Source organism: Actinotalea ferrariae (assembly GCF_019733465.1).
Classification (GTDB): domain Bacteria; phylum Actinomycetota; class Actinomycetes; order Actinomycetales; family Cellulomonadaceae; genus Actinotalea; species Actinotalea ferrariae_A.
Window position 1 is genome coordinate 1 of record NZ_JACVQL010000082.1, and the last position, 17688, is coordinate 17688.

General features: G+C 71.3%; 20 protein-coding genes. 15 read left to right on the plus strand and 5 right to left on the minus strand.

The annotated features are described in order from the left end of the window. The 4 genes from ICW40_RS07335 to ICW40_RS21460 all read right to left on the minus strand — a co-directional run. Positions 1-1382: hypothetical protein (locus ICW40_RS07335; protein ID WP_221653179.1), on the minus strand; the 1382-nt coding region annotated here is incomplete at its 3' end. Between the two features lie 6 nt (positions 1383-1388). Beyond that, positions 1389-2126 carry a hypothetical protein gene (locus ICW40_RS07340; RefSeq protein WP_221653180.1) on the minus strand — a complete coding sequence of 246 codons (738 nt, stop codon included), beginning with the start codon at positions 2124-2126 and terminating at the stop codon, positions 1389-1391. 17 nt (positions 2127-2143) lie between these two features. Continuing rightward, on the minus strand, positions 2144-2416 hold the full coding sequence (locus ICW40_RS07345) for a hypothetical protein (protein WP_221653181.1): 273 nt from the start codon (positions 2414-2416) through the stop codon (positions 2144-2146). Between the two features lie 15 nt (positions 2417-2431). Beyond that, positions 2432-3064 (minus strand): DUF6668 family protein, encoded by a 633-nt coding sequence (locus ICW40_RS21460; RefSeq protein WP_308121690.1) that lies wholly within the window; start codon positions 3062-3064, stop codon positions 2432-2434. Between the two features lie 289 nt (positions 3065-3353). Here ICW40_RS21460 and ICW40_RS07355 point away from each other — a divergent pair, with 289 nt between their 5' ends. From ICW40_RS07355 to ICW40_RS07425, 15 genes are all read left to right on the plus strand, one after another. Continuing rightward, positions 3354-3710: a helix-turn-helix domain-containing protein gene (locus ICW40_RS07355; protein ID WP_221653183.1), complete on the plus strand. Its 357-nt coding sequence runs from the start codon at positions 3354-3356 to the stop codon at positions 3708-3710. A gap of 32 nt (positions 3711-3742) precedes the next feature. Beyond that, complete coding sequence (locus tag ICW40_RS07360; RefSeq protein ID WP_221653184.1) at positions 3743-4282, plus strand: hypothetical protein; 540 nt, start codon at positions 3743-3745, stop codon at positions 4280-4282. After that, entirely contained in the window at positions 4282-5415 is a 1134-nt protein-coding gene (locus ICW40_RS07365) for a DUF6545 domain-containing protein (protein ID WP_221653185.1), read from the plus strand. Before ICW40_RS07360 ends, ICW40_RS07365 begins: the two co-directional genes overlap by 1 nt. After that, on the plus strand, positions 5412-6032 hold the full coding sequence (locus ICW40_RS07370) for a phosphatidic acid phosphatase (RefSeq protein ID WP_221653186.1): 621 nt from the start codon (positions 5412-5414) through the stop codon (positions 6030-6032). Before ICW40_RS07365 ends, ICW40_RS07370 begins: the two co-directional genes overlap by 4 nt. Before the next feature lie 208 nt (positions 6033-6240). Then, a complete protein-coding gene (locus tag ICW40_RS07375) occupies positions 6241-6636 on the plus strand; it encodes a hypothetical protein (protein ID WP_221653187.1) in 396 nt (131 codons plus the stop codon). A gap of 2 nt (positions 6637-6638) precedes the next feature. Continuing rightward, complete coding sequence (locus ICW40_RS07380) at positions 6639-7691, plus strand: M23 family metallopeptidase (RefSeq protein WP_308121691.1); 1053 nt, start codon at positions 6639-6641, stop codon at positions 7689-7691. Beyond that, a complete protein-coding gene (locus tag ICW40_RS07385) occupies positions 7688-8314 on the plus strand; it encodes an FHA domain-containing protein (protein WP_221653188.1) in 627 nt (208 codons plus the stop codon). Before ICW40_RS07380 ends, ICW40_RS07385 begins: the two co-directional genes overlap by 4 nt. After that, on the plus strand, positions 8311-8652 hold the full coding sequence (locus ICW40_RS07390) for a hypothetical protein (RefSeq protein ID WP_221653189.1): 342 nt from the start codon (positions 8311-8313) through the stop codon (positions 8650-8652). Before ICW40_RS07385 ends, ICW40_RS07390 begins: the two co-directional genes overlap by 4 nt. A 355-nt stretch (positions 8653-9007) precedes the next feature. Next, the gene (locus tag ICW40_RS21465) at positions 9008-10777 is read left to right on the plus strand and encodes a helix-turn-helix domain-containing protein (RefSeq protein ID WP_221653190.1); all 1770 of its coding nucleotides are present in this window, start codon (positions 9008-9010) and stop codon (positions 10775-10777) included. Between the two features lie 670 nt (positions 10778-11447). Further along, positions 11448-12362 (plus strand): ParA family protein, encoded by a 915-nt coding sequence (locus ICW40_RS07400; protein ID WP_221653191.1) that lies wholly within the window; start codon positions 11448-11450, stop codon positions 12360-12362. Positions 12363-12592: 230 nt separating this feature from the next. Beyond that, positions 12593-12796: a ParB family protein gene (locus tag ICW40_RS21470; protein ID WP_221653192.1), complete on the plus strand. Its 204-nt coding sequence runs from the start codon at positions 12593-12595 to the stop codon at positions 12794-12796. Further along, the gene (locus tag ICW40_RS07410) at positions 12796-13047 is read left to right on the plus strand and encodes a DUF6225 family protein (protein ID WP_221653193.1); all 252 of its coding nucleotides are present in this window, start codon (positions 12796-12798) and stop codon (positions 13045-13047) included. The genes ICW40_RS21470 and ICW40_RS07410 overlap by 1 nt, the downstream gene beginning before the upstream one ends. Beyond that, the gene (locus ICW40_RS07415; protein ID WP_221653194.1) at positions 13044-13682 is read left to right on the plus strand and encodes a hypothetical protein; all 639 of its coding nucleotides are present in this window, start codon (positions 13044-13046) and stop codon (positions 13680-13682) included. The genes ICW40_RS07410 and ICW40_RS07415 overlap by 4 nt, the downstream gene beginning before the upstream one ends. A gap of 472 nt (positions 13683-14154) precedes the next feature. Beyond that, a complete protein-coding gene (locus tag ICW40_RS07420) occupies positions 14155-15651 on the plus strand; it encodes a ParB/RepB/Spo0J family partition protein (protein ID WP_221653195.1) in 1497 nt (498 codons plus the stop codon). Between the two features lie 444 nt (positions 15652-16095). After that, complete coding sequence (locus tag ICW40_RS07425; RefSeq protein WP_221653196.1) at positions 16096-17028, plus strand: hypothetical protein; 933 nt, start codon at positions 16096-16098, stop codon at positions 17026-17028. 103 nt (positions 17029-17131) lie between these two features. Here ICW40_RS07425 and ICW40_RS07430 read toward each other — a convergent pair whose 3' ends face one another. Continuing rightward, complete coding sequence (locus ICW40_RS07430) at positions 17132-17413, minus strand: DUF2188 domain-containing protein (RefSeq protein ID WP_308121692.1); 282 nt, start codon at positions 17411-17413, stop codon at positions 17132-17134. Between the last annotated feature and the right edge of the window lie 275 nt (positions 17414-17688).

Consider the following 17688-nt stretch of genomic DNA (forward strand, 5'->3'; position numbering starts at 1 on the left):
GCGGCACCTCCCGCAGCGGCTCCGCCGCCCGCCGCGGCACCGGCCGGCGCACTGGTCCCAGCAGCGCCCGTGGCGCCGTGAAGCCCCGCCCCGGACGGTCCCGCCGAGCCCGAGCTGCCGGAAGGCCCGGCCATCGGCGCCGGGCTCGACTCACTGCCCCCGCCGGCGAACCGGCCGGCGGCGATCGCCCCGGTCGGCAGCGCGGCCATCGCACCCAGCGCGACCGCTCCCCCAGCCCCGCCGGCGGTCAACGCCCCCACCATCGGGGTCACGAACCGCATCAACGCCGGCATCGCGAACAGCGCGATCACCATCAGCATCAGACCCGTGAGCACCGCCAGGAGGCCCGACCCGTCGTCGGTGAACACGTTGGTGCCGCTGAGCTGGAACGCTGCGGCGTAGACGATCGCCGCGGCGGGCTTGTAGAGGATGAACGCCACCAGCCAGGCGCAGCACTTCTTGAACCACTGCCGGCCCATCTCGGTGTTCGTCGCCGACGCCGACAGCGGCAAGATCCCCGTGAGGATCACGAGCATCCCCGCCCGGGCGACCATCAGCAGGATCTGCACCACGCTCGCCAGGATTGCGATCAGTCCGAGGATGATCGCCAGCAGCGGGCCGAGCAGATCAGGGCTGCCAGCGTCGAGCAGCAGCAGCAGCGTGATGTTCTCCCCGAAGCACGCCCCGTCCCCGGTGACGTCACAGTCCAGCGAGTTGTTGATCACCCACACCGAGAACGAGTCCGACGCGCTCACCAGCAGCCCGGTGATCGTCACGCCGGCGCCCGAGACGACGATCAGCGTCATGAGGCTCCGCAGCAGGTCCCGGCCGGGCTCGGCGCGCTGATCCCACGCCATTCGGATGGCGCCGATCACCACCGACAGCACCGCGGCCGCGCCCATGTACCACCACAGCGACGACTGCAAGAACGCCACCGTCCCCGAGGTCCCCACAGGACCGTCGGGCATCGCCGCCGCGACGATCGAGCTCGCCGCCGCGATCAACACCACAGCGCAGAGCACCAGGCCGAGCCGCCCGACGCTCGCCGCGCCCTCGCCGCGGCGCATCCGCACCGCCACGAGCCCGCCGAGGGCGAACAGGGACAGCACCGCGACCACCAGGCCGATCCAGGTCACATACCCCAGGACCGTCGTCAGGTTGCCCGCATTCGCGGCAGCCGACCCCGCGCCGACCGACGACGCACCGCCGGTCGACGCCAGGTCCGGCGTGCCGATGTTCACCCACACCGTGCCCAGCGACGCGACCGTCCGCCCGAAAGCCTCCATCACCGCCTGCGCCATGTTCGCGATCGCGTCCCCGATCGCGCTTTTCGCGAGTTCCTCAGCCTTGCAGGCGAAATCGAGCGGTCCGCACTCGGCCACGACCCGTCACGCTCCCCAGGGGACGTAACCCGCAAGGTCCGGGATCGTCGCCACATCAAGCGGCTCTCTCACGTCGGCGCTGATTTTCCAGTCGCCGCCCTCCCACACCAGCTCGTAGACGGCGGACACCGTTAGGCCCTGACCGCCAGCGGAACCTTGGACGGCCATGTCGACGGTGGCCGAGTTCCCATCGAAGGCGAGCAGGCGGAAGCCAGCGATGTTCAGCCGGGTTCCGCTTGAGTCGCTAGGGGTGCCGAGTTCCTTGAGGAGCTCGGCACGGTGTTCTCCCTCCGCCAGAGCGCTCTCCGCCCACGTCGCTCCGGTGGCGGCATCGCTCCCCTGCACGAGCGCGTTCGCTGCCATGAAGAGTGCGCCCTCCGGCGAACGCTGAAAGCACGAGCGCACGCCCTGGTCATCTGTCACACCAGGGCCGTACTCGTTCGATGTCGGGTAGGCGGTCGATCCCTGGAACTGCCAGGTCGCAGTCGGTGCGATGGTCAACGTGCTTTCGGACTTCGCGCCTTCCAGGCCGCACACGCTCTCGTCGGCAGTGGCGGCTGTCTCGGATGGCGTGGGCGTTCCGGTGGCGGTTTCCACCGGAGGGGGCGGCTCCTCGCTGTCGGCCTGGCGCAGTGCGTTGACGCCGAGGACGGCGGCGAGCACCAGCACTACGGCCACGACGACGGCGGCTGCCACGAAGCCGGGGCGGGTCCAGGGGCTCTGCTCGCTCTCGTCTGCTGCCATCGCTGCGGTGCTCCGGCTCAGGCGGCCATGAGGAAGCCGACGAGGCTTCCGGCGGCGCTGATGACGATGACGCCGCCGAGGGCCATTCCGATCTTGCCGGCGTGCTCCCCGCCCTCGCCGCGACGGGACTGGATGGCCATCATTGCGCCAGCGATGATCAGACCGATGATGCAGATCGCCAGAGCGACCCACTTGACCCAGCCCATGATCGAGGTCAGCCCTTCCGTGCCGGGCGGCTGGACCGGGGAGGGGTCGGGGACAGCGGTCAGAATGGTGACGAGTAGGGACATCGGTACTTCCTCTCGTTAGCGGTCGGTGCCGGCGGCAGGGCCGAGGTTCGGGGCGAGTGCGGTCAGGTCGGCGATGAGGCGCCGCACCTCGCGAGGCGCGCTCTCGAGTGCGACGTCATCGCCGAGGCGCCAGCTCTCGATCCAGGGCACCTGCCAGGTCTGCGGGACGCCGCCGGACACGAGGGCCGCGAGCTCGCGCAGCGGCCTGGGCAGCCGCCCGGGGGCGTCGGCGACGATCACGAGGCCGAGCAGCTGGACGTCGGGCAGCGCGCCGGCGGCCCAGTGCGTGGCGGCCTTCTGCGCGGCCCGCAGGCCTGAGGCGTGGGGGCGAGCGACCAGGACCACCCGAGTGGGTACGTAGGTCGTTGCCGGCGGCCGGGGCCAGGCGTGCTCTGCAGGTCGGGTTCCGGGCAGCAAGCGGGCCAGGGTCGTCTCCCCTGCCCCGCCGTGAACTCCGAGCCACCAGAGGGTCGCGACGTTGGGCTGATCGCGCGTCGGTAGCTGATCGACCCTGTCGGGAACCGGCACACCCGACTGCGGGACGTTCACGCCAGACCGACCGTCCTGGAGTGAGTTGGGCTCGGGAGGAGCGGGTGGCGCTGACGCCGGCTCGTTTGAGGCGCGCGGCAGCCACGGGTTCGTGGTCATTGCTTCCCCCTGCAGTGACGACCTCGCCAGACCCGGGCAATCTACCGTAGATTGCTACTGGCAGCGGCGACCATGATGCTCACAGCATCAACCGAATTGCAAGGGGTCACCCGCCCAGAGTGGGGCGGGCCGCTACTCTGCCGGAACACGCGGAGCCGGGCCGGGGGGAAGCGACACGTTGGCCGAAGACGACATGGAGCCTGGCGGGGCGCAGGCAATCGCCCGGCGGTTGGAGAGGCTATTCGCCACAGTCCGAGGACCGGCCGGGCGCCCGTTCACCGACGAAGAGGTGGCTGCGCGTGCAACCGCCGCCGGCTACGACATCTCCCGGGCGTACGTGCAACAGCTGCGCCGCGGGAAGCGCACGAACCCGACCGTGCGCGCGCTGCAAGGAGTCGCCGCCGCGTTCGAGGTTCCCCTCAGCTACTTCTTCACCCCGGAGGAGCCCGCCCGCCGTGGAGGTGAAGAGGAGGCGCTGGCCCTCCTCGCGGGTGACGAGGCCGTGCGGGAGATCGCCTTGCGCTCGTCTCACCTGACACCCGAGGGCATGCGCGCGATCGCCAGCGTCCTCGAGAACCTCGAGCAGCTGCCGGGCCTGGTTCGCTACTCCGCAGATCCCGATCAAGAGGACAAGTCTGAGCGCTAGGGGGTGCTAGACGCGTGAGATCACTACGGTCGATGAAGTCCTGGTCAGCTGAGCAGCGCTGCCACGAGCTCCTGGATGCACTGGGCGTCCACGGGCCAGGCTTCGATGAGTCCGCCTTCGTCAGCGCGGTTGGCCGCCTTGCGGGCGGGACCGTGACCGTGGCCCGAATTCCCCAAGCGCAGTGGAAGCCGCTGCAGGTCGCCATGCAAGGGCATGTCTCAGGGCTGACGACCTCCTACCCGGGTGGGTGGGCCATCCTGCTGCCTGAAACGCCCCTCGCGGTGGAGAGCACTGTCTTCGGTCACGAGGGCGCCCACATCCTGTTCGGCGATACGCCGCACTGGGACCGGTGCACACGCGAGACGCGCGAGGGCACGATCCGTGACCTCGATGGCGACCTGGGCGACCCCGGCCCGTTGCTGATGCGCTCCGCGCTACGCACACGCACGGACTCACGCCGCGAGGCTCGCGCTGAGCGATTCGGAGCCCTGCTCACCGCGCGACTGGAGGGAGCCGCCGGACCAATCCCCGAGGACCGCCTCGATCGCTTCTTCCAAGTCGGGGACGTCTGATGGGCTCCTGGACGCCCGTGGAGGTGCTCACTCTTCCCGGAGTCGTCCTCCTGTGGATCCTGGTGCTCGTCCGGACCCGTGGCGCTCTGTACGGCGGATCACGACGCCTGGCAGCCATCCTCCTAACCCTGGTCACGGCCATGACGATCCGGCTGTCCTTCGTCGGCCGGCTCATCGACGACACCACCGGCGTCGTCGGGCTGGAGGTCCTGGTCCGCAACTCCCTGGGCATCGTGATGGCCGTGTGTGCCGCACTGGCCGTCGCCGACGTCGTCCGAGACCGCCCCGTCTCGCGCCGAATGGCTCAGATCTGGTCCGGCGTCGCCGCGCTGGCAATCGTCAGCATGGGCCTGGCCTTCCTCGCCGCGGGCACCGAACGTGAAGGCCTGGACGAGATGGGCGTCGCCTCAGGGCGGCCAGCCGCCCTGACCTACTGGACGATCTACATCGTCGCTTACGGCGGGTTCGTCACCGCCGTCGCTGTCATGGCAGCCCGCAACGCGCGCCAGCCGGGGGCGTGGACCCGCAGCAGGCGAGGACTGCTGTTCTTCGGCCTGGGTGCCGCCGCGACCGACGTCTACCTCGCCGCGAAGGCCGTCGTGCTCGCGGCGGCTGTAGCCGGTCAGTACGAGCACCCGTTCGTCGCCAACGCCGTGGCTGTCCAAGCCGTGCCGTCCGCTGTGGCCATCATGTTCATCGTCCTGGGCGCGGCCGCGTGGACCCAGCTCCACCTCCGGGCACGTTGGCTGCACAGGCGACTGGAAGGCCCCTGGGAGGACCTGACACGGCCGGTCCCCGCAGTCGTGCTCGACCCGCCGCTGCGCCACCCGCCAGCCCGTCTCAACCGGCGCATGCACGAGCTCCGCGAGGCGGCGGCGCTGCTCGCGTCCCACCTGACGCCCGCCGACGCTGAGGCAGCGCGACGGCTCGACGCCGGCGCGCCATACGAGCTGGTCCTGCTGGAGATCGCACGCAATCGCGCCGTCGCCGAGCAAGACCAGGTGCCCCGCCCGCTCAGTGTCCATCTCACCCTTCCGGACAACCCACGCAGCCTCGTCAAGTTCTTCGCCTCCCGACGGCGCGCACAGCGCGTCGCACGCACCATCGAGGCCGAGCTGGTCGGCGTCTCATGACCGAGGTTCTGGCGCCGGCCGCTCCCCCGACCCCGCACGGACGCCTGGGTCGGGTCGTCACCGAGGTCCTGGCTCCGCCATGCATTGGTGCGGCGACGTTGCTGCTGCTCGGCTGGCGCGGTGCCGGCCTTCCGGGCCTGCTCGAAGGCGCCGTCGCCGCGTTGTTGGTCACCGTGCTGCCCTACGCCGTCGTCATCATCGGCGTGCGGTCAGGTCGCTGGAAGGACCGGATGCTCACGACCCGTCGTCAGCGGATCGTGCCGATTCTCAGCAACATCGCCTTTGCGATCGCCGGGCTGATCATCGCCATCCTTCGCGACGCTCCACTCAGCATCGCGGCCTTCATCATCGCTGCCATCGGCACCCAGGCGATCCTGTTCGTCATCAACCTCGCCTGGAAGATCAGCTTCCACGCCGGCGTCTCCACTGGTATCGCCATCATCCTCGCCAGCGAGTTCAGCCCCACCCTGCTCGTAGTGCTGATCCCGCTCGTCGTGCTCGTCGGCTGGGCCCGCGTCGCTGTCCGCGAGCACACCGTGGCCCAAGTCCTCGTCGGTGCGCCGGTCGGCGGCGCCTCCCTCGCACTCATCTACCAGTACTCGCTCACCTGGCTATGATGCTGACAGTAGCCGATAACGCTACTGACAGCATCAAGCGCAGGGGGCTGCTATGCGAGGCATTGCTGCGGGCACAGCCGTTCTTGTCGCGCTCGTCGCACTGACGGGGTGTGCACCCGAGGAAACCGGGACGACCTCGGCAGCCGCTACCTCACCCCCTCAGCCCACCGAGGCGCCCCTAGCCGAACCGACGCCGACCGCCACGCTTGTGGCGCCCGGGAGCCCGGAGTACCACGACGGGCACGAGAACGAGGGGCCGAGCAACCCGACTTGGGACGAAGTCGACCGCCAGGCTGCGATCGACGCGGCTGTGACCGCGCTTGAGCTGTTCGCGCGGCTTGACCAGCCCTACGAGCAGTGGTGGGCCGAGCTCGCCCCGCTGATGAGTGCGCAGGCGCAGATCGACTACCAGTACGTCGATCCCGTCAACGTGCCCATCCGGGCGGTCACCGGCCACGGTGTGCTCGTCGACGAGACCAGCGCGTCGATCGCCGGCGTGGAGATCCCGACCGATGTCGGGACCTACGTCGTGACGCTCAGCCGAGCCGACGACGGTGCGCCCTGGCTCGTTGAGCGCTTCACCCCGCCGCAGGGCGAGGGCTGAGCGTGGCGGAGAACCGGTCCCTAGCGGTCGTCGCCGGCGTCGCGGTCGTCCCGCTCGTCCTGGTCGGCGGCACCCTCGGGTTCATCATGCTCGGCGCGGCGGCGGCGGACGCTTCGTGCAACCCGGCCGGGTCCGGGGTCGTCGTCGACGTCAACGACGTCCCGCAGGGCGAGGTCGCCGGGTACAGCGGCGAGCAGCTCGTCAACGCGGTTCACGTCCTGCGCGCCGGTTCTGACTTGGGCCTAGGCGTACGGGACCAGACCATCGGGGTGATGACCGCGATGGGCGAGTCCGGGCTGCGCGTCCTGGACCACGGCGACGCCGTCGGACCGGACAGCCGCGGGCTGTTCCAGCAGCGCGACAACGGGGCGTGGGGCTCCTACGCCGACCGGATGGACCCCAACATCTCGGCCACGAACTTCTTCCGCGCGATGATGCGCGTCGAGGGCCGAGAGGCCATGGCGCCGACCATCGTCGCGCACCGCACGCAGCGCAACGCGGACCCGTACCACTACGAGCGGTACTGGGACGCCGCGGTGGCCGTCGTCGAGGCGGTCACCGGCACCAGCACCGGGCTGGCGCCCGGGACTGGCTCGAGCACCTGCACGGGTATCCCTAGCGTGCCCGGGCAGGTCAACCCCAACGGGTGGGCGGCGCCCGCCGCCGGGCCGGTCAACAGCGACTACGGCATGCGGTTCCACCCGATCTACCGCGAGTGGCGGTTGCACGCCGGCACCGACCTGGATGGCGGTGGCTGCAACGGCCCCATCTGGGCGGTCAACGACGGCGTCGTGACCGCGGCCGGCCCCTCGAGCGGGTACGGCCAAATGATCGAGATCGACCACGGTGGCGGCCTGCGGACTCGGTACGCGCACATGTACGCCAACGGCGTCCTGGTCCGCACCGGCGACCACGTCACCGGCGGCGACAACATCGCGCTGGTCGGCAACACCGGCGCCTCGACCGCCTGCCACCTGCACTTCGAGGTCTACCTCAACGGCCAGACCACCGACCCCGTCGCCTACCTGGCCGCGCTGGGGGTCCAGCTGCGATGAACCCGGTTCCCCACTTCCCGCGGATCACCGTGACCATCCACGCCGACACCAGCGGCGAGGTCACCATCCAGGGCATCTCCTACCCCGTACCAGCCACGGGCGACGTCGTCGCGGCCCGGCAGGCCGCGATCGGCGTCGTCGCCCTACGGGCGGCCTCCGCCCTCGGCCGCGCCGTTCGCGTCACGGCCACCGACCCCGAGGGCAACTGGCCCCTGATCGTCCACCCCAGCGGCCACGTCGAGGGCGTCGACGCGGTGTCGCCCGTCGCGCTAACCACGGCCCACACGGCGGTACACCTGGTCGTCGACGACGAGCTGACGAGCCCGTCCGGTCACTCGTTCCTCATCGGCCGCAACCCCCAACCGCGACCCGGTGAACTCGTCGACGTCGTGTTCGCCGTGGGCGACCCCCAGCGGCTGATGAGCAAGACCCACGCCCGGATCGACGTCGACACGGATGGTGCCGTCACCGTCACCGACCGGGACTCCACCAACGGCACGACGATCGAGCTGCACGGCATCCGGCGCGAGGCCATCCCGGGCCGGGCGCTTCACGTCCCGGCCGGGGCTGCCGTCGTCGTGGGTGACCGGCACCTGCGCGTCGTTCCGGAGGTCCCGCGATGACGCCCGAGAATCTGTATCCGATCTACGGCGACACGCCGCGCGCGGTCGGACGTTTCAGAATCCACGCCTGGTTAGGTGACGCCATGGCAAAGCGCGGGCAGGGCGGCCGACCGAGCAAGGGCGACCGCGACCAGATCATCACCAGGCCTGCGCGCCCGGTGGGCGATGCCGTGCGCGCCGCAGCAGACGCACAGGGCATGACGATCAGCGACTACATCGCACGCGTCCTGGCAGAGCTCCACGGACTGCCCCAGTACGCCCCCGAGCCGCGCCCGGTCGCCGACCAGGGTGAGCTCCCGATCCTGAGAGGCGGTGAGCGGCTCCAGAAGTCCGCATAACCGCAAACAAAGCGATGGCCCGCCCCCCGTAGGGGACGGGCCGAGTCAAAGTTCTTCACCCGTGTGGTTGGCGCCCGGGAGGTGAAGAGCTCCGATCAACACACCCTTCGGTGTGTCTTAACGCTTGGAGCCCAAGGTAACCGAGCAGGCAGCGCTAACACCAGCGCACACGACCGTGTCGCGGCGTGTCGTCCCACCTCACCCTGATGGACCAACCGGCCCGTCCGGCGTCCTGGCGACCCCTGCGGCCCCGGCAACGACCCCTGCGGCGCCGTCCGCCGACCGCCGCGCAGCCGAGGAGCAGTGGGCAGCGCTGGCACCGCTGCTGGCCGGCACACCCCGGATGCGCCTAGGCGTGCGGACCTCCCGCGGGACGCTGGACTACCGCACCCGCGACGAACGCGCCCTGACCAAGGCACTGCCCAGCGCACCGGCCGCCGTGAGGGTCTACGGGCCCGACGGGTGCTGCACCGCCCTGTGCCTAGACCTGGACGCCTCCCGCGGCGGAGCCGACGCGGTCGCCGCCGACGCCACCCGCCTCACGGTCTGGCTCGAGCGGCACGGAGCCCGGTACATCACCGACGCCTCCCCCAACGGCGGCGTGCACATCTACGTCCCCTTCGCCGACCGCGTCCCCTACGACGTCGCCCGCGAGCTCGTCGAGGCCCTCGGCGCCACCCACCCCACCCTTGACGCCGGCCCGCACCGCTCAGTCAAGACCGGCTGCATCCGCGTCCCCGGGTCCGTGCACAAGCGCGGCGGGCACCAGGCCTTGACGATGCCGCTGGCTGCCGCCTACGACGTCGCCCGCCGCCCGAACCCACCAGCGGTCCTGTCCACCCTGCGGGAGGCCCTGAGCGCGGAGATCGCCGCCTGGCGCACCTCCCAGACCCCTACCTGGCCCCAGGACGCCACCACGCCCGACACGACGGCACGGGGGCAGCTGTCGGCCCGGCTGCGGAGCCTGGCCGAGACCGGTGTCTACGACACCGCCCGCTACGCCTCACCCTCAGAGGCCCGCCAAGCCGTCATCGCCGGCGCCGCCGCGGCCGGGTGGGCCCTGGCCGACGTCGCCGCACGCCTAGGCGACGGGCGCTGGCCCGGCCTGGCCGCCCTGTACGCCCGTTACTCCCCCACCCAGCGCCACACCGCCCTGGCCCGCGACTGGCACGCCGCCGCGACCTTCCTCGCCACCACTCGAGAACACCCCGACAACGCCCCCGGCGCGAGTCACGTCCGCAGATCCCACACAAGCCCCTCGGAGACACACCGGGGTACCCCAGACCAGCCCGCACAGATGGCGGAGCACGACCACATTCGGACCTGGCGAACCCTCCTGCGAGCCGTAGAGCAGCACCGCTTCCCGGGACGGGCCGGCTACCTCACCCGCTTCGTCCTGCGGGCGCTCGGCGAGGCAGCGCACAAGACCGAGTCCCGCTACGTCTCCTTCGGCACCCGCTCCCTCGCCGTCGCGGTCGGCGCGGACCACTCCACCGTCGCGGCCGTCCTGCGACGACTCGCCGGCACCCCCGGCGGATGGATCGACCTCATCGAGCCCGCCCGCGGTGAGAACGCCGACCTCTACGAACTCACCGTGCCCACCGACCTCGCCAGCATGGCCGCCGACCTGCGATGGGACCGCGGCCGCGGACACGCCCTGCGACCAGTCTTCCGTGCCCTGGGCCCGGTCGCCGCCCTCGTGTTTGAAGCCCTCGAGGACGACCGCGCCCACTCCATCACCACCCTCGCCGCCGCCACCGGCATCGCGCGCTCAGCCGTCCACGAGGCCATCGACACGCTCATTGCGCACCACCTCGTCGAGCGGCACGACGGGCGACGCCTGCGCGCCCGCAGCGGAGCCCTGCTCGCCACGGCCGAGCTCCTCGGGGTGCTCGAGGACGTCATCGCCCAGATGCGCCGCTACGCCCTCGAGCGACAGCGCTGGCACGCATGGCTTGCCCGCCACGACCAGGACCACCACTCCCCCGCCGACCCGGACGAGGACTTCTGGTGGCCACCCGACGACAGCGTTGCCGACGATTGGACCCTGCTCGAGGGTCGCGAGCTGACCCGTGGCGCTCTATCGCGTGTCGCGGATGCTGCGAAGCTCGCGCACATCTGCTGACGAGCCAGAGATCGGGTCGACGCGCTGCCCGGTAGAAGCGTGCAGGGAGGGCGACGTCGTCGAGCACGCCACGATCGCAGAGCGCGCCCGGATGCCCGCGCCGCGTCGGTGGCCGGGCAGGCGGGATGCCTCGTCAGACCGCCATCTCGCGCTAGATGTGACGTCCCAGTGCGATCCGGTCTTCGACCTGCTGCCCCACCGGCACGGTGCTCGCCGACCACACGTGGACGTCGACGCACCCCTCCGCGGCGTACGCACCACAAGGTCAGACCCACACCGTGTGCCGGCGCTCGGCCGTGCACGTGCACGCCACCGTCGTCTCCCGCGGGCGCGCCCTTGGGCCGGTCCACCCAGCGCTGCAGCGCGGGCAGTGCGCCGGCGGGAGCCGCCGGTAGCCCCTGCCAGGGACGTGATGCCACTTGGACCAGTCGATATTCATGACGCCAATCTACGAACACAGGTTCGTTTAGAAACACTAGTGATACTAGTAACGATAGTTGTCCTAGGAACCCTAGTCGCGCGCCCCCAATAGCGCGACCGTCGCCTACGGGCATACCTCCTCGCCTATGAATCCTAGGAACGCTAGGTGTGGATGAAGCACGGCGTGTCCTACAAACCCTAGGAACGCTAGGCGACTAGCGTTCCTAGGAGTCCGAACCGAGGAGGGCACATGTCTGTCGACCGCGAAGCGCTCATGCGCGTGATCGCTGTGATCAACGGCAAGGGGGGAGCCGGGAAGACGTCGATCACCGCGAACGTCGCCGGCATGGTCGCTAACTCAGGCTTCCGCGTACTTGTTGTCGACAGCGACCCGCAGGGCAACCTCGCCGAGGACCTCGGCTACACCGGGACCGACGTCGACGACGAGGGTCAGGCCCTTGCAGCTGCTCTTGCCTTCGGCCAGCCCGGCCACCCGGTCACTGATGTCCGCCCCAACCTCGACGTCCTCATCGGAGGGCACCACCTCGACGCCGCGGCGGCCGCACTGAGCGCGGCCAAAGATCAGGCCGCGGCGCGGCTGGCTCTTGCGCGCGTTCTCGAGCCGCTCGCCCCGGCGTACGACCTGATCCTCATCGACTGCCCACCCGGCATCGAGGCCCTGCAGAACGCCGCGGCCGCGGCCGCCCGGTGGGCGCTCGTGCCCGCCAAGTCCGACGCTAGCTCGCGCAAGGGCATGCTTGACGTCGCTCGACGGCTCGACGCGGTCGTCGACCTCAACCCCGGCCTGGACCTCCTCGGCGTCGTGCTGTTTGGCACCGGCACCAGCGCTCACCGCATCAAGGAGGAGGCACGTGCGCGCATCGTCGAGGCCCTGGGCGCAGAAGACGTAGTCCTGCGAACCACCATCCGGCACTCCGAAGCCACCGCTCACGCCGCCCGGGAACGGGGCCTGCTCGTGCACGAGCTGGAGGACGAAGTCCGCAAGGGCCCGTCGTGGTGGCAGATTCGCCGCGGGGAGGCCGAAGGTGGGGGAGGGCCACGAACTGCCGGCGGCGTTGCCGACGACTACCAGTCGCTCGCCACGGAGATCGTCGACCGCATCACCGCCGCAGAGCAGGCCCTCGCCCAGGAGGTCCCGGCATGACCGAACCGACCCCACAGCGCACCATCAGCGGCTTGGGCGCACGGCCACGACCCGGCGTGCACCCCGACGCAAGCCGACTGATCGCCAGCAACCGACAGGCCCCCACGCCGACCTCGGCCCCTGCGGCACCTCAGCCGCGAACACAGAGACCTGTGTCCGACGGGCAGCGCCCGACCGCGTCTCCGGCCCCCTCAGCACAGCGCCCAACGACCGCGAAGGAACAGCTCAACGTGCAGATCCCGCGCGATACCCGCGCCCGGATCCGCGCCGCTTACCGCGCCACCGCGGCCGCCGAGGGACACCGCTCCTTCGGCGACCTCATCACCCGTCTCGTCGAGGCCGAAGCACAGCGCCTCGAGCAGACCTACAACCACGGCCGACCGTTCGCCGGTGGAGACCAGCCTCTGCCGACCGGACGCCCCCTGGCGGACTGATGAGCTCAAGTACCCAGTGGACAGTCGGGCAACTACGTGCCGAACTGGTCGGCCTCCCCGACGACACCCCGCTCGTCATCGACATCTACCTCGACCCCACCGGGATTGCGCGCCGCCGCGTCCCGGTCGTCGGCGCCGGATACGGCCCCGACATCGACCCCACGGACCCGCTCTTCGAGGGCCAGGAGTACCCCCTGACCGCCGGATACGGCGACGCGCGGGCTGAACCGGGAACCGGTCAAGCTCCATGACCGTCGACCCGATCGAGAAGTACTCGCAAGAGCCGGCGGACTCAACCCTGCGGTTCCAGGCGCTCCAGGAGATCGCGCTCGAGCTTGCAGTCGCCGACTACCAGGACCAACCCAGGCCCTCCCTACCTGCCTGGTGCGCTCGATGGCGCTTCAGCCTCGACAACTCAGCTAGCAACCTGGCGCATCAAGCCGCCGATGAAGCCGACGCCCGGGACGCCATCGCGACCTACCGACGCACGGGCGCGATCCCTCACAAGACCTTCGAGCACGAGTTCATCGACGACATCCTTCACCGTATGGATCGCCGCCTGGGGACGGCCAGCCCTGTGATCACGTACCCGCCCGACGACGAAGAGCGGGATGGCTGGCCCGACGCCGAAGCGACACACCGACTCCTCTGCGCGACTCACCACCAACAGCGCGAGCCCCGCTCGCAGCGTCGACCAGCAAGCACGCCTGCCGCCCGGACAACGCCCGAGCAGCCGCAACCCGCACCTGACAAGTTCGGCATGTTCCTCAAAGTCGTCGGTGGACTCGTCCTCCTCTACGCCGCGCTGTTCGGCCTAAGCCAATGCGGCGGCCAATCAGGCGGCGGCCCCGAGGACTGCATCGTCGAGGTCGGTGGGTGCTACTGAGGCTGGCGCGAGGAGGTAGACGGTCACTGCCAGCTCCCCGTTAGGACCGTCTACGCGACGTCGCGCCTACCGCCTGTCGTATCTCTCGCAGCGACTCGGCTCCGCCTTCTAGCTGCTCGGCTCACCTCGAGCGGTGGGGGAGTGGGGTCACTGCCTGGCCGTCGGCTGCGCCGCCGGCTGGTTGTCGTCGTCCGCTGCGCGGCCGCCGGCAGCTGAGAGGCGTTTTCTTCCCCTCCTGTCGCTCCATCATCGCCGGCGCTCCCTGCGCGCAAGCGGCTGCGCCGCCGGTCGCGGGCACGAGCCCGGCCTGCGGTCGCTGCGCTCCCTGAGCCCGGCCGAACTCGAGCCCGCGACCGCCCTGCGGGTTGTCGCTCCAGTCGCTCATGCCGGCGGTGATTACGGCGCCAGGAGGGGGCGAAAAACGGTCGGCACCAGCAGACCACCCAGGCTCCTGGCAGGAGGGCGGCTCACCATGACCGTCACCGAGTCCCAGACCACGGCCACCGAGGCCACCACCACGACCGGGCAGATCGTCCAGGTCGACCCCCGCACCCTCGTCCTTGAGGTCAACGTCCGCGCCGACGCTGCCCTGACGCCGGAGTTCGTCGGGTCGATCAAGACCCACGGCGTGCTGACCCCGATCCTGGTCCAGCGCACCGCCGACGCCCTGCACGTGCGGGCCGGGCAGCGCCGCACCCTGGCCAGCATCGAGGCCGGGCTGACCGCGATCCCCGCCTACGTCGTGGACGGAGACACCGACGAGGCCCGCCGGATCATCGAGCAAATGGCCGAGAACGACCACCGCGCCGCCCTGGCCGACCGCGACCGGGTCGCCGCGTTCCAGCAACTCTCCCTGCTGGGACTGTCGGCGGCGCAGATCGCCAAGCGCACCCACACCAAGAAGGACCACGTCACCACCGCCCTGACCGTCGCAGGGTCCGAGGTCGCCGCAGCCGTCACGGCAAAGTACGACCTGACCCTCGACCAGGCCGCCGTGGTGGCGGAGTTCGACGAGAACGCCGAGGCCGTCAAGGCGCTCACGGTCGCCGCCGTGGACGAGCCCGACCAGTTCGCGCACGTCGCGCAGCGCCTGCGCGACGACCGGGACGAGGCGCGGGTCGTCGCCGACCTGACCGCGACGCTGACCGAGGCCGGGACCCCGGTGATCGACCGCCCGTCCTACGACGACAAGACGATCAAGCAGGTGCGGGAGTTGGCCACGCTCGACGGGGACGAGCGGACCCCGCTGACCGAGGAGACGCACGCCGAGTGCCCCGGCCGGGCGGCGTGGATCAGCACGTCCTCGTGGGACGGCGTGCGGGCCGTCCACGTCTGCACCGACCCCAAGGGCAACGGCCACGTCGACCGGTACGCCTACAGCGGCGGCACCGAGCGGCAGGCCGGTCCGATGACCGAGGAGCAGAAGGCCGAGCGGCGCGCGCTCATCGCCAACAACAAGGCGTGGAAGTCCGCCGAGACGGTCCGCCGCGAGTGGCTGACCGGGTTCGCGGCCCGCAAGACCGCCCCGAAGGACGCCCCGACGTTCCTCGCCGCCCGGCTGGTCGCCGGGACGCACCGGCTGGACAAGGCGTCCACGCAGACCCGACACCGCCTCGCGCGGACCCTGCTGGGCCTGCCCGAGCACGTCGGCTACGGCGCACCGGACCCGCTGGCCGACCTGGTCCAGGCCGCGACCCCGGCCCGCGCACAGCACATCGCCCTGATCGTGCTGCTGGCCGCGATCGAGGACGGCACCGGCACCCACACCTGGCGCAACGTCAGCGCCGAGGACCGCGCGTACTTCACCGCCCTCGCCGCGTGGGGCTACAGCCTGTCCGAGGTCGAGGCCCTGGCCACCGTCGCACCCACCTACGCCGTCCCCGTCGAAGACGAGGCCGAGAGCGAGGCCTACGACGCCGCCGACGACAGCGAGGGCCACGACCCCGAGGGCTACGACGACGGCGAGTGATCACCCGCCTGGCCGGACCTACGGGTCCGGCCAGGCCGGTCGCCGGCTGGCGTGGGGGGCCGGCATCGAGCCGGCCCCCCACGGCGAGGGCCGCTGCCCCCACACCCCCAACTGACGACGTCCTCGCGTGGTCGCTGCGCGGCCCGGTGCCCCCTGGGCGCTGCGCGCCTGGCCGCGCCGCCGGGCACGGGGCTGGGGACACGTCGGTCTCACCTGGCCGGTAGCACCCCTGCCCCTCCAAGCAAGCCCACCCCCACCGCAGCTCGCGTAGGTGGTCGGGGACGGTGCTCCGCACCAAGGAGCTCGAGCCGGGGGAGTGGGGCGGTGGGGGTGGGCTTGCTTGGAGCCTCTGCGACCGGGGTGCTGCCTCGCGCCTGCCGGTGAGGCCCGAAAGACATCGGGCGCTCACCGGCCAGACCACCAGGCACCGAAGGAGCCAAGACCATGACCACCAGCACCCGCCGCCCCGCCCGTACCGCTCGCGCCCCGTACCAGGTCGGGGACCACGTCTCGGCGCTCTACCTCGACCCCGCCCGGGGGACGTGCCTGGCCCGCGCGGCCCGCGTGGTCGCGGTGCGGCGCACCGACGAGCGGGCCGAGTACCCGTGGACGATCACCTACCGCATCAGCGACGACGTCGTGCGCGACGTGCGCGTGAACGCCGCCGGGGTCGACGCCAACCGCTACGTCGAGCCCTCGACGTCGGTCCTGACCCTCGAGGAGGCGCACACCCCGGCCGGGCAGGTCGCCACCGCGCTGGCCGAGTCCCTGCGCCGCGCCCGGGTCGCCGGTGCCCTAGCGACCACGACCGGCGGGAGCAACGTCGCGGTGGTCATCACCTGGCCGTCCGGCAACGACCGGATCGTGATCGGCGTCGACGTCGAGGACGGGTCGCCGGTGTTCTACGTCGCCGCGTACGAGGACCGTGAGCACGAAGCCCCCGGGCACGAGCACACCGCTCGCAGCATCCCCGCCGTGGTCACCGAGGTCGTGCGGCTGCTCGCGACCTACACCCAGAACGCGGCCGCCGAGCAGGACGGCCCGCCGTGGACCGCCCCGGACGGACTGACGCTCACCCTGCACCACACCGACGGCACCACCACCACGGCGCCGGTCGTGGCGCTGGTCGACCGGGACGACGTCGCCGGGACCGTCCGCGTCCAGACGATGACCGCCGAGCCGGGGGAGGGGCTGGCCATCGTGCGGCGCACCTACCCGTTCTTCTTCGAGACCCGCACCACGGTCTACGCCGAGCCCGACACCCCCGAGCAGGTCGGGACCGGCCGGTGGAAGTTCAACGGGGCCACCGTCACCGGCCACGAGCCCGTCACCGGCATCGCCGGACCGATCCGGCTGCACGACCGTGACGAGCGGTGAGGCAGCGACCGGGGTCGCGCCGGACCCTGCGGGGTCCGGCCGCCGGGTCCGGGGGGCCGGCGGGGCGCGTCGCGCCGGCATCGAGCCGGCGCGACGCGCGAGCTCAGCCGGGGATGTTGCGGGGATCGTTACCCGGCTCGACGGTGTCCTTGGCCCGGACCTTGCCGTCGCGGCCGTGGATGCTGACCTCACCGCCGCCGGCGTTGCCGACGATCTCCTTCGCCCGAGCGATCGCCTCGGCCTGGGTGTCGGTGTGAGCCGACGCGCGCTTGCCGGCACCGGTCACGTCCCAGCCGCCGCCGGGGTTGGGCACGACGTTCCTGTCAGCCGCCATCAGTGGGCCCTCCTCGCGTTCGGGCGCGAGATCGGGGCATCCCGCGCGCACGTGTCCAGCGTGGCAGAGCACACCGAGCTGGGCTCGGCGGCGGGGGACTGGCCGTCCCCCGCACCCCCGGCTGCGCCACGCGACGGAGCTCGCGGCGGCGGACGGTCCCTACGGGACCGGCTGCACAAGCACTCGTCTCTCTTTCCCCTCCTGGCTTTCCATCATCGCCGGCGCGGCCTACGCGCAAGCCCGGCCTACGGCCGGGCCGCCTCGGTCGACGAGCCCGACCTGCGTTCGCTGCGCTCACTGAGCCCGGCCGAGCTCGCCTTCCTCGC

Excerpts from the sequence above, each read along its gene's own strand:
- ICW40_RS07340 (WP_221653180.1), bottom strand. The coding sequence starts at position 2,126 with ATGGCAGCAGACGAGAGCGAGCAGAGCCCCTGGACCCGCCCCGGCTTC.
- ICW40_RS07385 (WP_221653188.1), top strand. The coding sequence starts at position 7,688 with ATGAACCCGGTTCCCCACTTCCCGCGGATCACCGTGACCATCCACGCC.
- ICW40_RS07420 (WP_221653195.1), top strand. The coding sequence starts at position 14,155 with ATGACCGTCACCGAGTCCCAGACCACGGCCACCGAGGCCACCACCACG.
- ICW40_RS07370 (WP_221653186.1), top strand. The coding sequence starts at position 5,412 with ATGACCGAGGTTCTGGCGCCGGCCGCTCCCCCGACCCCGCACGGACGC.
- ICW40_RS07410 (WP_221653193.1), top strand. The coding sequence starts at position 12,796 with ATGAGCTCAAGTACCCAGTGGACAGTCGGGCAACTACGTGCCGAACTG.
- ICW40_RS07365 (WP_221653185.1), top strand. The coding sequence starts at position 4,282 with ATGGGCTCCTGGACGCCCGTGGAGGTGCTCACTCTTCCCGGAGTCGTC.
- ICW40_RS07390 (WP_221653189.1), top strand. The coding sequence starts at position 8,311 with ATGACGCCCGAGAATCTGTATCCGATCTACGGCGACACGCCGCGCGCG.
- ICW40_RS07415 (WP_221653194.1), top strand. The coding sequence starts at position 13,044 with ATGACCGTCGACCCGATCGAGAAGTACTCGCAAGAGCCGGCGGACTCA.
- ICW40_RS07400 (WP_221653191.1), top strand. The coding sequence starts at position 11,448 with ATGTCTGTCGACCGCGAAGCGCTCATGCGCGTGATCGCTGTGATCAAC.
- ICW40_RS21460 (WP_308121690.1), bottom strand. The coding sequence starts at position 3,064 with ATGACCACGAACCCGTGGCTGCCGCGCGCCTCAAACGAGCCGGCGTCA.
- ICW40_RS07360 (WP_221653184.1), top strand. The coding sequence starts at position 3,743 with ATGAAGTCCTGGTCAGCTGAGCAGCGCTGCCACGAGCTCCTGGATGCA.
- ICW40_RS07345 (WP_221653181.1), bottom strand. The coding sequence starts at position 2,416 with ATGTCCCTACTCGTCACCATTCTGACCGCTGTCCCCGACCCCTCCCCG.
- ICW40_RS07425 (WP_221653196.1), top strand. The coding sequence starts at position 16,096 with ATGACCACCAGCACCCGCCGCCCCGCCCGTACCGCTCGCGCCCCGTAC.